Here is a 14,203-nt window from a genome sequence, read left to right as displayed (position 1 = left end):
AAATAGAGGGGGTTTTCAAATGAAAAAATTTGTTCGCTACTCATTAGTTAGTACTCTATTCGTTTCTTCGATTTTAGTTGGCTGCGCAAAAGAAAAAACAACGACAAAGCCGAAAGATGAGAAGAAAGTATTACAGTTACTAGAAACGGGTGAAATTCCATCGTTACATTCAGGGAAAGTAACAGATGCAGTATCATTTAACGTTTTAAATAACGTAATGGAAGGATTATTCCGTTTATCGAAAGATGATGAAGTGATTGAGGCTGGAGCACAAAAATATGAAGTGAGTAAAGATGGAAAAACATATACATTCCATTTGCGTGATGCGAAATGGTCTAACGGAGATCCAGTAACAGCGCAAGATTACGTATATGCTTGGAAGCAGCTTATTAATCCGGATACAGCTTCTCAATATGCATACATTGCGTACGATGTGAAAAATGCAGAGAAAATAAATAAGAAACAACTAGGGTTAGATGAATTAGGAGTAAAAGCAAAGGATGATAAAACGTTCGTTGTAGAGTTAGAACATCCTGTACCGTATTTTACGAAACTACTTATTTTACCGTCCTTCTATCCAATTAACGAGAAATATGCGAAGGAGCAAGGCGATAAATATGGATTAGAAGCAAATAAAGCGGTATATAATGGGCCATTTACATTATCTGATTGGAAGCATGAAGCTAGTTTTACGATGAAGAAAAACGATGAGTATTGGGATAAAAAAGAAGTTAAGCTAGATGAAGTAAACTATCAAATTGTTAAAGAAATTTCAACTGCGGTAAATTTATATGAAACAGATAAAGTTGATAGAGCTGTCATTTCTACAGAATTCGTAGATAAATATAAAAATAATAAAGAGCTAAAACAATATACAGATCCAGTTATGTACTTCTTCCGATTTAATGAAAATGTGCCGATTCTTAAAAATAAAAATGCACGTCTTGCACTAAGTACAGTGTTTGATAAGAAAGGACTTGCGACTTCATTTTTAAATGATGGTTCGGTTGCTGCAAACTATTACGTACCAAAAGGATTTTTAAAAGGTCCAGATAAAAAAGATTTTAGAAGTACGGCAGGTGAGTTTAATAAAACTGATGTAAAACAGGCGAAAGAATATTGGGAAAAGGCGAAGCAAGAGACTGGTACAAATGAAGTAACGCTTGAGTTATTAAACTATGATTTAGAAAACTTCAAAAAAGTAGGAGAATATATTAAAGAGCAGCTTGAGAAAAACTTACCGGGCTTAAAGGTGAATGTGAAATTACAACCACACACGCAAAAATTAGCGCTAGAGAAGAAGAAAGAATATGAAATGTCGTTATCACGCTGGTTACCAGATTATCCAGATCCAATGACTTACTTAGAAGTATTCCTTTCTGGAAGTAGTGTGAACAATACAGAATATGCAAATCCGGAATATGATGCGTTAATTAAGAAGATTAAAACCGAATTAGGTAATGATGAAAAGGCTCGCTGGAAAGCACTGCAAGATGCTGAAAAAATGCTACTTGATGATGCGGTTATTGCTCCAGTATTCCAGCGCGGATTATCTTACTTACAAAAACCATACGTGAAAGATTTATACGTACATCAATTTGGTCCAGCTACAAGTTTAAAATGGGCAGATGTACAAAAATAAAGGATGAGAAAACAGACTCCACGTGTGTGGTAGTCTGTTTTTTTAGTTAAAGTCAGGTAAATAGTACATGGTATAATTTACTAGTCTGTATAAAATTTTGGAGGAGAATGAAGTTTTATGTTTGAAGAAAAGAAAGTAATACATACAAAAAGGTTACTCATGAGAAAGCCGCTTATAGAAGATATTGATCAGTTTTATAGCATATTAAAGGAAGAAGCTGTTGGCAAATGGCTTGCTAAATCAAGGGGAATGTCAAAGGGAGAAGCAAAGGACTATATTATACAACTAATATCACATTGGGAACAGTATGATTTCGGGGTATGGTTGTTAGTTAATAGAAATACAGGAGAGCTTTTAGGACATTGTGGTTTAAGAAAAATAGATGAAACAGGTGAAATAGAAATTATGTATTTACTTGATCCGGAGTATTGGGGAAATGGATATGCGTCAGAAGCAGCAAAGGCGTCCATTCAATATGCAAAAGAGATGATGAATGTAAAAAGAATAATTGCTAGAGTAAAAGTAGAAAATGAGAATTCGAAAAAACTTTTACGAAATTTAGGTTTCACATATACTCATGATGTTGATCATAGTAGCCGTTTATTATCGTACTTTGAATTCAAGACATCATTGGATAAATTATAGACATTTTTTATGTTTTTTAACTGTTTAAAAATAAAATTATTACTCAAATTCCAGTGTGAAATGTATGTAGAATCTTGTATAATTAACGTGTTTCTATGGAAACATTTTCTTGTGCTATTTATATAAGACTTAATAGAACAAGGAAAGGAATACATACATGTATATGATAGATAAATAGAATGGAACATGTATAGAGAAAAAGGAGAAAAAAATGACGTGTCAAAAACAAGGGTTACAATTTAATAGCGATAGGAAGAGGAACGAAAAATGAAAATGAAGCATGCTTTTGGTCCGATAATTTTAGCGTGTGTACTTTTTTTCCTTATCATACTCATCCCATCGAAAAGTTTAGTATCACTGATTAGTGATAAGAAGGTAGAAGATGCGGCAACCTCTTTACAAAAAGAAAAATTACAAAGTGTATTCTTGCAACAGAAAATGTTAGAGAATTCGCAGTATTTACCGATGTACGGTTCATCCGAATTTTTACGAATGGATGCATATCACCCATCTAATTACTTTAAAGTAAATCCGGCAGGTTTTACGCCATATTTAATGGGGATTGGTGGTACGCAAAGTTTAGCTCATATATTAAATATGACGTCTACTATGAATGAGTTAGAAGGTAAAAAAGTAGTCTTTGTTTTATCGCCACAATGGTTTACAAAGACTGGGGTTTCGCAGGGGGATTTTACGAACAATTTCTCCAAACAACAGGCATATCATTTTATTTTTAATGATAAAATAAATGTAGAAATGAAGAAGCAAATTGCGAAACGACTATTAGATTATAAAGTTGTTCAAGAAGATGATATTTTAAAAAATTCATTAGAAGGTATTGTATATAATGATACGAAACATAACATAAAAGCGGGTTTAGTTAAACCACTTGCTTATATGCATCGAAATATTTTAGATCATAGAGATTTATTTAACTCTATATTTAAGATTGAGCCGATGAAAGAAAAAACAAATGTGGGACTTCGTTCAATTTCATGGGTAGATGCACGTAAACATGCGGAAGAAGAAGGGAAAGTGGAATCTACTACAAACACATTTGGCATTGAAAATCCGTATTACTATAAACATAATTTAAAGAAAAAATTAAAAGGTCTCAAAAACTTTAGAGCAAATGAATCGTATGAAGAATCACCAGAATATGATGATTTACAAATTGTTTTAAATATTTTTAAAGAGAAAAATGTCAAGCCACTCTTTATTTCTGTACCTGTAAATGGGCCTTGGTATGATTATACTGGCTTCCCGAAAGAACGCCGTGAAGTATATTACAAAAAAGTTCGGGAACAAGTTGAGAAAGCAGGGTATCCAGTAGTCGATTTCTCTGGCCATGAATATGATAAGTATTTCTTAAAAGATACAATTCATTTAGGTTGGAAAGGCTGGATTTACTTTGATGAAGCAGTGCAAAACTTTTATACTGAGAAATAAGTGTGGAGAAAAAGGAACGGCTATAAGCTGTTCCTTTTTTTAGTATAGAGGATTTTGATGTGGGCAATTCGGAAAGGCATGTATATCTTGAATTTGTCTAAAATCATAATGCTTCATTGCGAACTGCGCTTGATAAAGGTATTCATACACATATAATTGACCATCATGTGCTGAACATAATACACCAGAGGTTCCTTGCCCATTTATGAAGGAAATGCCGATAGGGCGTCCGATTAAGTATTGTATTTTTTGTTGCCAATGCATAGGGAGATCACTCCTTTTTAAATAATATACGAAATTAATGAATGAATTGTTGCTTATCCACATAACTTTGAAGGCTTTTTATACAATTGCTAGAAGATATTAATTTGAATGAATTATAAGTGCGAGAAAGGAATGAATAATGAAGAAAGAGAATGTTTTGGAAGAAAAATTATATTTAATAGAATGGTGTCAAACATTACAGCGAGTACCTGATGATATATGGTTTCAGGCATTAAGAGAAGGTTCATGGGCAATTGCGGATGTAATTTCACATTTTATCGTTTGGGACGTGTTTTTAATAAAGGATAGAATTCCATACTTTATAAGTGGACAATCTGTATCAAATGTTCCAATAGATGTTGAGGAAATGAATAAGGGAGCAATTAAATATGCGAGATCTGGTATTTCAAAAGAAGGACTATTAAATCAATTCAGTGTTACTCGTAAACAGTTAGTGGATGAAATTGAGCGAATTCCCACCAAATATTTTTATAATGTCTACCAATTTGGCACTAAAAAAGTGAAATTAAATCATTACTTTTCATCACTCATTCAACATGACTTAAAGCACAAAGAAGAAATAATACAATTTCTAATACAAAATCAAACCTATAATAAAAACCGCTAACATTCGTAATGAATGTATAGCGGTTTTTATTATATATTTTTACGCAAGATTTTTACGTTTTTTTGTCCATTTTTTTATAACGAAGTATAAAACAATAAGTACGACGCCACCAATTGCGAATGATTTCACATATGGTCCAGCGATATCATTAATATTCTCCCAATTTTCACCTAGTTTTTCACCTAAGCAAATGAAAATGATAGACCAAGGGATGATTGCGAGTGCTGTTAACGTAGTGAAACGTAGAAATGACATTTTTGTAATACCAGCAGGAATTGAAATTGCATGACGCACTACTGGAATGAAGCGCGCTGTAAAAATGACGCCAGTTCCGTAACGATTAAACCAATCTTCTGCAGCATCTATTTGTTTTTTATGTATGAAAATATATTTTCCATAACGTTCTAATATAGGGCGTCCGCCGTATCGGCCAATCCAATAAATAAAGATTTGAGCAATAACACCACCAATTGTACCAAACACAACTGCGCCTAAAAATGAGATACTACCATTGAATACTAAGTATCCCGCATAAGCAAGGACAATCTCACTTGGAATAATCTCAATCATAAGTCCAAGCATAATGCCCCAATAACCTAGCCCTTCAAAAAATGTTAATACTGAGTGAATAAAACTACTTACCATTGTTGCACCTTCTAGTTTATGTATTTTTGAATAGGTGAACCTTATAGTTAATAATATAAAAGATTCACTATGTGTAGATTATACCTTATTTGTATAGGGGATTGCTATTTCAATTCTTTTATGTCCTTTATAAGTATTATAGTAAAATATATAAGTTCAATTTTCATGAAGAGATAATGAAAAGATTATTAAAAATTTCTCATAAAAAAATAGGAGCATTTCTGCTCCTATTTTTTACGGCTTCACATCTAAATTCTGTAAAAATAAAGTTGCTGTTACGTAACGTTTCGCTAACATTTGTACATAAGCGGTATGCACGGATAATGTCGCAATAATAATGGCGTTACGAATTGCTTCACGTTGTTCATTATTAATTTGATCGAACTTGCTTGCGATTTTATCAGCTTTTTCTTTTACGATGTTTTCAATTGTATGAACTGTATCTGTTGCATTTAATTGTAAGCAATTCCCCTGATTGAGTTCTTCAAATAGAGAAGAGTAAGCTCCATATAAATGAACAGGATTGATTAAGTCATCACTTCGATCAGCTGGGTCATTTACGATAAGGCGTAATAGCTTACGAATAGATTCAAAATCAAGTGCTGTTTTTAAATCTTCAACAATGAATAGTAAGGCTGCTTGTTCAATTGAATATTTTTTTCCTTTTTGAGGAGAGCCAATCATTTCTTTTATATCTCGTTTCACCCAGTTCTGCATGGCTGTTACTGAGAAACTTGTATTTTCAATTTGATTTCCAAGCGCAACTATTTCATTTAATGAAAAACCAACGTCCGTATCTTCAATCTTAATTAGTTTTTCGAAAATAGGTGAAAGTGCGGTAGTAATAAAAGCAGTAACGCTTTGTCCGCTTTCAATATCTTTTTTATGTGACTTTGCCCAAGCTTCTTGTAAAATACCGAGAGGCTTTTTCGTATTCCAACCTCTTAGTGATAGAAGAAGAGTAGCCATTTCGTTTCGTGTGAGATGAAATGTTTCCATCTTTTCACCTCCATAAATAATAAAAGTTCTTATGAACCTATAATATGTTTTGTTTCATTTAAAGTCAATTCTGTTTTGCTTAATTTTTCCTTATGTCATAAAACTGTCGGAAGTAAATAATACTTGCATATTTCGACAAAAGTTCATATAATAAGTTCATAAGAACCTTAAAATGTTCTTAAAAATAAATCTATCATTCTGAATTTACTAGAGAGATAGATTTCACATATATCTATATAAAAGGAGAATGGATATAATATGTTGAAAAAACTTGTAGCAGTAATGACAGCATTCATGGTAATCTTTGGTGCTAGTAGCTTTATGTTCGTAGATCATGCGGCAGCGAAAAGTTACAAATCTGGTAAAAAATCATTTACACCAAGCTCAGGTCAAAAATCAAAAGTTGATTTAAACAAAAAAGATTCAAATGTAAATTCTCAAAAAACGACTCCAGATTCAAAAACGAAAGCAACAAACACAGCACCAAAAAGTAATAAAGGAAGCTTTATGAAAGGTTTATTACTAGGTGGTCTTGGTGGTTTACTAATGGGTAGCTTATTTGCAAATATGGGAGCTCTTGGTTCTGTATTAGCGTTTATGGTAAATATGTTAGTAATGGCTGGTATCGTAATGTTAGCAGTTCGTGCATTTAAATACTTCAAAGATCAACGTAAGAAAAAGGAAGATGAAGTAGCATGGAAACGATAAAAATTTCTGAACAAGAACTGATCAATGCACTTTGCGTATATATCGCTGAAAAAAGACAAGTTGGTCCAGAAGAAGTTTTAGTTGAACTCATGTACGACGATGACTACGGTTTCTCTGCTGAAGTAGAGGTAAATGGTCGCCAACAAATTTTAATTCAAGCGAACTTAATCGAAGCACTACGCTTATTGCTTGACAGAGAATATAATGTCAATTCATTTGCGGCAAGATTACAACTTGAATTAGATGATGAAGAAGGCATTTACGCATTAGCGAAATTTAATAACTCAGATGAGTAGGAAAAAGAGTTGTTGAGAGTAATCTCAGCAGCTCTTTTTAGTATGGGCATATGCAAGGGAATAATCCTGCCAAATTTCATTCATCTTCCGTCTACCGATATCAACCATCGGATTAAATTGAATAGCAGCTTGTTGACGTACGGCATGTACATGTTGGATCGCTTGTTGTAAGTGTTGTTCAACCGAATGAGATTTTTTATTTGCCTGTTTTACAATTGAATATCCAGCAACAGTTCCTTGTGCCATTGCAATTTTCCCGCTTTCAATGCCAGTTATATTGCCGGCTACAAATAAACCAGAAAGAGGGGTTTCCATTGTTTCAGAATGGAGCGGAACATGACCGCCTAATTCCGGAATGTAACGGAAAGGGCAGCCAGCTACAGCAGCTAGTTCAGCAAGAGGATATAAGCCACCGGCAATACAAACGAAGTCTGCCTCATATATTTGTTCCGATCCAGTTACGATATTTCCTTTCGTATCAATATTAACAATGCGTACACCTTCAACTTGATCTGTTCCGATAATTTCAAGCGCTGCTTTTCGAAGGTGAAGAGGTGTACCGTTTATTTTCATTCCGCTGTTTGGATAGAAGGTTAATCCAGCTTGTTTAGCCCAATTATATTTCATCAATTTACTACCTATACGTAATAAAGGTGACGGGGCAAGGTGTGCAGCATGTAATAGAGAATTTAAAACTTCTTCCGGTTCTCCAGCCTTTTGACTTAATTCACTTTTTTCAGGAAGTACAATATGTTCAACTTTGATGCCTGCTAATTGTAATTCATTCAAAATAGCGAATGACAAAATGTTAGCACCAATAATTATTCCTTTTTCCCCAACTTGAACGCGATGAACATTTGTCATTACTTGGGCTGCCCCGATTGACATGACTCCTGGAAGTGTCCAACCGGGAAGGGGAATGGAGTACTCAGCAGCGCCAGTAGCAAGTAAAACGAACGGTGCTTCTAACGTACCGATATTCGTATGTACGAACCAACAACTTTCATCTTTATCTAAATTATAGACGGAAATACCGCATCGAATATGAACTGAAAGTGATTTTGCTTCATCGTGAAGTCGCTTCGATTCTTCTATTCCGTTCCACCATTCTCCAGAAGGCTCTTGATGTAATTGTCCTAACAATCTCCCGCCAGGCTTCATAAATTCATCAATAACAAGTACATTCAGTCCAAATCGAGCGCAAGAGATAGAGGCTGATAAACCCGCTGGGCCAGCTCCGATAATTATGACATCATTCATCGCTTTTTCACCATCTCTCTAACGATATTTGGGTGCTGTTTACCACTAGCAACAACCATATCTTTTTCAACAACAGTTAAGCATGATCGTACGTTTGCTTGATTGTTTACAGTGACGCGGCATTCAGAACAATGTCCGATATTACAGTAAATACCTCGCGGCGTCCCGTTATCTTCGTGCACTCTTAATGTTCTTATTCCGTTTGCAAGTAAAGCGGCCGCAATCGTTTCATGTTCATATGCTTCATATTGTTGACCGTTAAATTGAAAAGTTATGCGATTACTATTATTTAAACTCCCTAAAATAGGGTGATGTGTAATTCTACTCATTTACTTTCACCTACCGATCCAAAAGTAACTGCTCGTACCGGTGGTTGATATTTCAATGGAATATCATTTGTAGTTACGCCTGGAGTTGCATGTTCAATCATTCGATCTATCATCATTCTACATGTGCGGCCACCACAAAATCCCATGCCAGCACGTGTTCTTAGTTTTAATTCTCTTGCCGAGCATTTATAATCAGCGATTGTCGATTGAAGTTGACCGTATGTAACTTCTTCACATCGACAAACAATTAAGTGGTCTTTATTCGTCATATGTATTCCTCCTCTAGTTCGGTTTGCACAAATTATATAATGCAAAAACTATGCCAATATAGAGGAGGGAAGGTTTATTGTAATCCAAGTTTTTTTAAACGGTTATATAAAGTGGCCCTCGTAACACCAAGCTGTTTCGCACATTCTAATTTATTCCCATTCAAAATGCGTAAAGCCCTCTCAATGACTTTTTTCTCATGTTCCTCCATCTCTTCTTGTAAAGAGAGGATTGTATTATTGTTGCTGAGTAATAGGGAATGAGCCGAATGTTCCTCTAAAGTTTCAGTTGTATGAAATGGTAAATATTCTTGTTTTATAATACCGTCAGTCGCAAATACAACAAGTCTTTCAACAACGTTACGGAGCTCGCGAATATTACCTGGCCAATTGTAATGAAGCAGTTCATGCATAATGCTGGACGGTAAGTCGCGAATTGGTCTGTTATAGTTGATTGAAAAATCGTTTAAGAAAGAGTAGGTTAATTCAATGATATCTTCGCGTCTTTCCCGCAGCGGTGGAATATGCAAGCTAACGACATTTAGACGATAGTATAAATCTTCTCGGAACGTGCCTTTTTTCATTTCTTCTTGTAAATCACGATTTGTAGCAGCGATAATACGAAAATCAATATGAATCTCTTTTTCTCCACCAACTCGATAATATTTTCTTTCTTGTAGTACACGTAAAAGTTTTACTTGCATATCGAGCGGCATTTCGCCTATTTCATCAAGGAATAATGTGCCGCCTTGCGCGAGCTCTATTTTACCCTTTTTCCCTTTGCTATTTGCACCAGAAAACGCCCCGCGCTCATAGCCGAATAATTCACTTTCAAATAATGCTTCTGGAATTGCGCCGCAGTTAATTGAAATGAACGGAGCTTTAGCTACTTCACTTGCATCATGAATTGCTTTCGCAAATACTTCTTTTCCAACACCACTTTCGCCGAGTATTAAAACAGTTGATTTCACCGAACAAACCTTTCTAGCTAATTGTATCGTTCTTTGTATAACGGGGCTCTTTCCATTCATCGAAAGGAAAGGGTCTGATTCATCTTTATACTTTGCGACCTCTTGTTCTAAACGGTGCATTTCATGTGACATATTAAATAGTTTTTCATTTAAAGCGACTTGATTCGTAACATCAGTTTCAGAGACAACGGCTCCTATAATTTCATCGTGACAATAAACTGGGTTTGAATTAATTAATACAAACAGATCTGGCCGAGGTTGATGGAACTGAGCGATTATGCTTTTTCCGTCATGTAATGATTGCAAAATTTCCAAATCTTTATAGTCAAAAAAGCGAGTGATAGGTTGCCCAATAATTTCATTATACTTGACTGAAAAAATCTTTTCGGCGCCATCTGTCCAGGTACGAACGCATTCTTTATCATCGATGACTGTAACAGAAGAATCAGTAGTTTGTATTACGGTGTTATAAAAAGATTGGAGTTCATTGTAAGACTTAACAAGAAACGGAATGATTTGCTGTGCCGTTATACAGCATATAGGCTCTTTATTTCGGTTCATTATGATAACGGCTAGTTCATTGGAAACCCCGTCAATTAAAGCGGTGAACGATTCATCTTCATATATAACTGCACAATTATATTCTTCTGTAGTAGAAGGTCGGTAATAAAATTTTTCGTCAACTTGTTCAATGTGTTGAGTGCTATATGTATGATCAATAGATAATGTTTTTAGAAATTCTTTTATTGTGGGAAATGAGAATGCCATATTGTCCTCCTGTTATGTATAAAAATTTTGACAGTGATAAAAAAATAATACACTTATTTACGATAAATTTAAAATATTTTTACAAATAAAAATATTATTTGTGAAAATTGTATATATGTACAGTTGGCACGTCAATTGCATAAAAGAAAGTGAGAGGTTTAGGGGAAGGAGGAGTATTTTGTGAGGCACTGTGACGTTTTAATAATAGGTGGTGGAATTATAGGTTGTTCTATCGCTTATTACACTTCAAAATACGGAAGAGACGTAACAATCATTGAAAAAGGGGAATTTGTCAGTGGGACGTCTTCACGGTGTGATGGGAATATTTTGGCTATTGATAAAGACCCAGGCTTTGATAGTCAAATGTCTTTAGTTAGTCAAAAATTAGTAACAGAATTAAGTGAAGAGTTAGAGCACTCATTTGAATATAGGGCGCCTGGAAGTATTCTCGTATGTGAGTCAGAAGAAGAAATGGAAGCAGCGCAGCAATGGGTGAATCGTCAAAAAGAAGTTGGCTTACCGTTTCGAATGCTTGATAGACAAGATATAAGAGAAGAATCGCCATTTTTTGCAGAAGATTTATTAGGCGGGTTAGAATGCGCAACGGATTCGACTGTAAATCCATATCTCCTTGCTTTTTCACTTCTTACAGAATCGAAGAAATTTGGTACGAAAGCTTTTAATCATACGGAAGTAAAAGAAATGAAAAGAGATATAGACGGTTCCTTTATTGTAGAAACGACTAACGGGACGTTTACTGCGAAACAAGTGGTAAACGCAGCCGGTGTGTGGGCTCCGAAAATCGGAGGAATGTTGGATGTAAATATCCCCATTGAACCGAGAAAAGGGCATATTATTGTAGCTTCAAGACAACAACACGTTGGTTGTCGTAAAGTTATGGAATTTGGTTATTTAATTTCTAAATTTGGCGGAAAACGAAAAGTGGATGCTTTAACTGAAAAATATGGAGTAGCTCTCGTATTTGAGCCGACAGAAAGCCAAAATTTTTTAATTGGTAGTAGTAGAGAGTTTGTAGGGTTTCATACGAAGATAAACAACGAGGTTATTAAATGTATTGCGAATAGAGCAATTCGTTTTTATCCGAAAATGGCGGATATGATGGTGATTCGTTCATATGCTGGATTACGCCCGTGGACAGAAGATCATTTGCCGATTATTTCGCGTGTGGAACATATCCCGAATTACTTTATTGCAGCAGGGCATGAAGGGGATGGCATTAGTCTTGCCGCAGTTACAGGGAAAGTGATTGAAGAGTTATTAAATGAAAAAGAAACAATCATTCCTATTGAACCACTTCGTTTGAGTCGTTTTACAGAAAGGGTGTTAAACGGATGAGGTCACAAAGAGTCTTTACGACGATTGATACACATACGGGTGGGAATCCAACGAGAACATTGATTAGCGGACTACCAAAGTTACTTGGAGAGACGATGGCAGAGAAAATGTTACATATGAAAAAGGAGTATGACTGGATTCGCAAATTGTTAATGAATGAACCGCGTGGTCATGATGTAATGTCCGGGGCACTATTAACAGATCCATGTCACCCTGATGCCGATATTGGTGTTATATACATAGAGACAGGTGGATATTTACCGATGTGTGGTCACGATACAATTGGTGTATGTACAGCTTTAATTGAATCAGGTTTAATTCCTGTAGTTGAACCGATTACTTCGTTAAAGTTAGATACGCCAGCTGGCTTAGTTGAAGTGGATATCTTTGTTCAAGATGGAAAAGCGAAAGAAGTTTCTTTCTGTAACATACCAGCTTTTTTACTGAAACATATCACTGTACAAGTCGAAGGAATTGGAACTGTTAAAGCAGATATTGCGTATGGAGGGAATTTCTATGCCATTATTGATGCAAAGTCAGTAGGTTTGGAGTTAGTACCGGAAAATGCATCTACAATTATCGATAAGGCAATTCATATTAGAAATATCATAAATGAGAAATTTGAAATCATACATCCGCAGTATTCGTTTATTAGAGGATTAACTCATGTTGAATTTTATACAGATCCTACTCATGAAAGCGCTCATGTAAAAAATACAGTTGTCGTTCCGCCTGGAGGAATTGATCGATCTCCATGTGGTACAGGAACATCAGCGAAGTTAGCTGTATTATACGCAAACCAAAAAATTGAAATGAATGAAGAGTTTGTTCATGAGAGTATTGTTGGTTCTTTATTTAAAGGGTGCGTTATAAATACGACAAATGTTGCAAATATGGAAGCTGTCGTAACGAAAATTACAGGTTCAGCTTGGCTTATGGGGATGCATAGATTTTTTTACAATGAAAAGGATCCACTGAAAGAAGGATTTTTGCTAATTCCGCCGATGGAACATGAAACGGAGGATGTAAAATGAACATTCAAAAAATGTATACAGCAGTAGACGTACACGTAAATGGAGAGGCATTCCGTGTAATAAAAGATGTACCATGCAAGTACTACTACAATTTAGAGCAATTAAACGAACAATTTTCAGGTGAATTAGCAGAAGAAATGCAGCTTTTATTAAATGAACCGCGTGGTTTTATCGGTTTAAATGGATGTATCGTCGTTCCTTCTATTCATTCGGAAGTCGATGCAGCTGTATTATTTTTTAATCATGAAGGATCCATTCTGCTTCATTATGGGGGTATTGTCGCAGTCATAACGACGTTACTAGAAAGCGGGTATGTAAAAAAGAGAGAGACGAATCAATACAAAATAGAAACGTTATCTGGCATATTTGTAGTCCATGCGTATGTAGAGAATGATGAAGTTGTATCTGTTTCGTTTGAAAGTAAACTATGTTATTTGATTGAGAAAAATTTACAAGTTGGTAATATAAGTTACTCTCTTATACAAGCAGATAAAATATATGCAGTTGTAGAAAAGGATACATATTCGCCAGAAATCTGTGTGGAAAACATTTCTGAATTAAAGAAATGGGGAGAAGCTACACTTCAAGCTATACAAAAACAGTCGTTAATAAAAAGGCTTATTTTAGTAGATTCTTCGCAAAAAGAAAAGAACCATATAAAGTCGATTACCTTTCATGAAGATAACTTTATCGTACGATCGCCAGGTTTTGTTTCTACTATTGTGTCTTATGTTCATGCATTATTTAAAAATGATTATATAGTGGATAAACCTTTTATAAATGAAAGTATATTTAATAGCTTTATAACAGTTGAAAAAGTGAAAAAGGAAGAAACGGGTTACATTTTCCGTTTTGAAAGTAGAGGGTTTATTACAGGGATGCAGACGTTTCTATTAGACCCTACAGATCCGTTTCCGGCAGGATTTTTATTAAAATAAAATGG

At 35.0% G+C, this 14,203-nt stretch carries 16 protein-coding genes; 9 read left to right on the top strand and 7 right to left on the bottom strand.

Annotation, left to right across the window (positions count from 1 at the left end; genetic code table 11):
- Positions 1–19 precede the first annotated feature (19 nt).
- The 3 genes from ACVWY7_RS21390 to dltD all read left to right on the top strand — a co-directional run bounded on the left by ACVWY7_RS21390 (position 20) and on the right by dltD (position 3,736).
- Positions 20–1,642: a peptide ABC transporter substrate-binding protein gene (locus tag ACVWY7_RS21390; RefSeq protein ID WP_105989659.1), complete on the top strand. Its 1,623-nt coding sequence runs from the start codon at positions 20–22 to the stop codon at positions 1,640–1,642.
- Positions 1,643–1,759: 117 nt separating this feature from the next.
- Positions 1,760–2,287, top strand: coding sequence for a GNAT family N-acetyltransferase (locus ACVWY7_RS21385; protein WP_105989658.1), 528 nt, complete (start codon positions 1,760–1,762; stop codon positions 2,285–2,287).
- Between the two features lie 267 nt (positions 2,288–2,554).
- Positions 2,555–3,736 carry a D-alanyl-lipoteichoic acid biosynthesis protein DltD gene (gene dltD, locus ACVWY7_RS21380; RefSeq protein WP_105989657.1) on the top strand — a complete coding sequence of 394 codons (1,182 nt, stop codon included), beginning with the start codon at positions 2,555–2,557 and terminating at the stop codon, positions 3,734–3,736.
- Positions 3,737–3,775: 39 nt separating this feature from the next.
- Here the strand turns inward: dltD and ACVWY7_RS21375 are convergent, their stop codons facing one another.
- Positions 3,776–4,000, bottom strand: a complete 225-nt coding sequence (locus ACVWY7_RS21375; protein ID WP_000558703.1) for a hypothetical protein — start codon at positions 3,998–4,000, stop codon at positions 3,776–3,778.
- Positions 4,001–4,139: 139 nt separating this feature from the next.
- Here ACVWY7_RS21375 and ACVWY7_RS21370 point away from each other — a divergent pair, with 139 nt between their 5' ends.
- A complete protein-coding gene (locus ACVWY7_RS21370) occupies positions 4,140–4,628 on the top strand; it encodes a DinB family protein (RefSeq protein ID WP_438886041.1) in 489 nt (162 codons plus the stop codon).
- 39 nt (positions 4,629–4,667) lie between these two features.
- Here ACVWY7_RS21370 and ACVWY7_RS21365 read toward each other — a convergent pair whose 3' ends face one another.
- Positions 4,668–5,273 carry a VTT domain-containing protein gene (locus ACVWY7_RS21365; RefSeq protein WP_438886040.1) on the bottom strand — a complete coding sequence of 202 codons (606 nt, stop codon included), beginning with the start codon at positions 5,271–5,273 and terminating at the stop codon, positions 4,668–4,670.
- A gap of 234 nt (positions 5,274–5,507) precedes the next feature.
- Complete coding sequence (locus tag ACVWY7_RS21360; RefSeq protein ID WP_000447236.1) at positions 5,508–6,272, bottom strand: DUF1836 domain-containing protein; 765 nt, start codon at positions 6,270–6,272, stop codon at positions 5,508–5,510.
- A 258-nt stretch (positions 6,273–6,530) separates the two neighbouring features.
- Here ACVWY7_RS21360 and ACVWY7_RS21355 point away from each other — a divergent pair, with 258 nt between their 5' ends.
- Together ACVWY7_RS21355 and ACVWY7_RS21350 are read left to right on the top strand one after the other, a co-directional pair.
- Positions 6,531–6,980, top strand: a complete 450-nt coding sequence (locus ACVWY7_RS21355) for a hypothetical protein (RefSeq protein ID WP_000914479.1) — start codon at positions 6,531–6,533, stop codon at positions 6,978–6,980.
- Positions 6,968–7,276 (top strand): YxcD family protein, encoded by a 309-nt coding sequence (locus ACVWY7_RS21350; RefSeq protein WP_000447759.1) that lies wholly within the window; start codon positions 6,968–6,970, stop codon positions 7,274–7,276. The genes ACVWY7_RS21355 and ACVWY7_RS21350 overlap by 13 nt, the downstream gene beginning before the upstream one ends.
- Positions 7,277–7,300: 24 nt before the next feature.
- On the opposite strand, the gene ACVWY7_RS21345 is transcribed toward ACVWY7_RS21350, so the two are convergent.
- The 4 genes from ACVWY7_RS21345 to ACVWY7_RS21330 all read right to left on the bottom strand — a co-directional run bounded on the left by ACVWY7_RS21345 (position 7,301) and on the right by ACVWY7_RS21330 (position 10,870).
- Positions 7,301–8,536: an NAD(P)/FAD-dependent oxidoreductase gene (locus tag ACVWY7_RS21345; RefSeq protein ID WP_001000585.1), complete on the bottom strand. Its 1,236-nt coding sequence runs from the start codon at positions 8,534–8,536 to the stop codon at positions 7,301–7,303.
- Positions 8,533–8,865 (bottom strand): (2Fe-2S)-binding protein, encoded by a 333-nt coding sequence (locus ACVWY7_RS21340; protein ID WP_000087058.1) that lies wholly within the window; start codon positions 8,863–8,865, stop codon positions 8,533–8,535. Before ACVWY7_RS21340 ends, ACVWY7_RS21345 begins: the two co-directional genes overlap by 4 nt.
- Positions 8,862–9,134, bottom strand: coding sequence for a (2Fe-2S)-binding protein (locus ACVWY7_RS21335; RefSeq protein ID WP_000182233.1), 273 nt, complete (start codon positions 9,132–9,134; stop codon positions 8,862–8,864). Before ACVWY7_RS21335 ends, ACVWY7_RS21340 begins: the two co-directional genes overlap by 4 nt.
- A 74-nt stretch (positions 9,135–9,208) precedes the next feature.
- The gene (locus ACVWY7_RS21330; RefSeq protein ID WP_073523663.1) at positions 9,209–10,870 is read right to left on the bottom strand and encodes a sigma-54 interaction domain-containing protein; all 1,662 of its coding nucleotides are present in this window, start codon (positions 10,868–10,870) and stop codon (positions 9,209–9,211) included.
- Between the two features lie 180 nt (positions 10,871–11,050).
- On the opposite strand from ACVWY7_RS21330, the gene ACVWY7_RS21325 reads away from it, so the two are divergent.
- The 3 genes from ACVWY7_RS21325 to ACVWY7_RS21315 are packed head-to-tail and all read left to right on the top strand — an operon-like array spanning position 11,051 to position 14,198.
- Positions 11,051–12,226 (top strand): NAD(P)/FAD-dependent oxidoreductase, encoded by a 1,176-nt coding sequence (locus ACVWY7_RS21325; RefSeq protein WP_456523968.1) that lies wholly within the window; start codon positions 11,051–11,053, stop codon positions 12,224–12,226.
- Positions 12,223–13,260, top strand: a complete 1,038-nt coding sequence (locus ACVWY7_RS21320; RefSeq protein ID WP_456523967.1) for a proline racemase family protein — start codon at positions 12,223–12,225, stop codon at positions 13,258–13,260. The genes ACVWY7_RS21325 and ACVWY7_RS21320 overlap by 4 nt, the downstream gene beginning before the upstream one ends.
- On the top strand, positions 13,257–14,198 hold the full coding sequence (locus tag ACVWY7_RS21315; RefSeq protein WP_456523966.1) for a proline racemase family protein: 942 nt from the start codon (positions 13,257–13,259) through the stop codon (positions 14,196–14,198). The genes ACVWY7_RS21320 and ACVWY7_RS21315 overlap by 4 nt, the downstream gene beginning before the upstream one ends.
- Positions 14,199–14,203: the final 5 nt, after the last annotated feature.

It is taken from the genome of Bacillus sp. TE9106W (assembly GCF_054062215.1).
The sequence above is the reverse complement of the archived record's forward strand: the minus strand, read 5'-3'. Positions and strand labels throughout refer to the sequence as shown.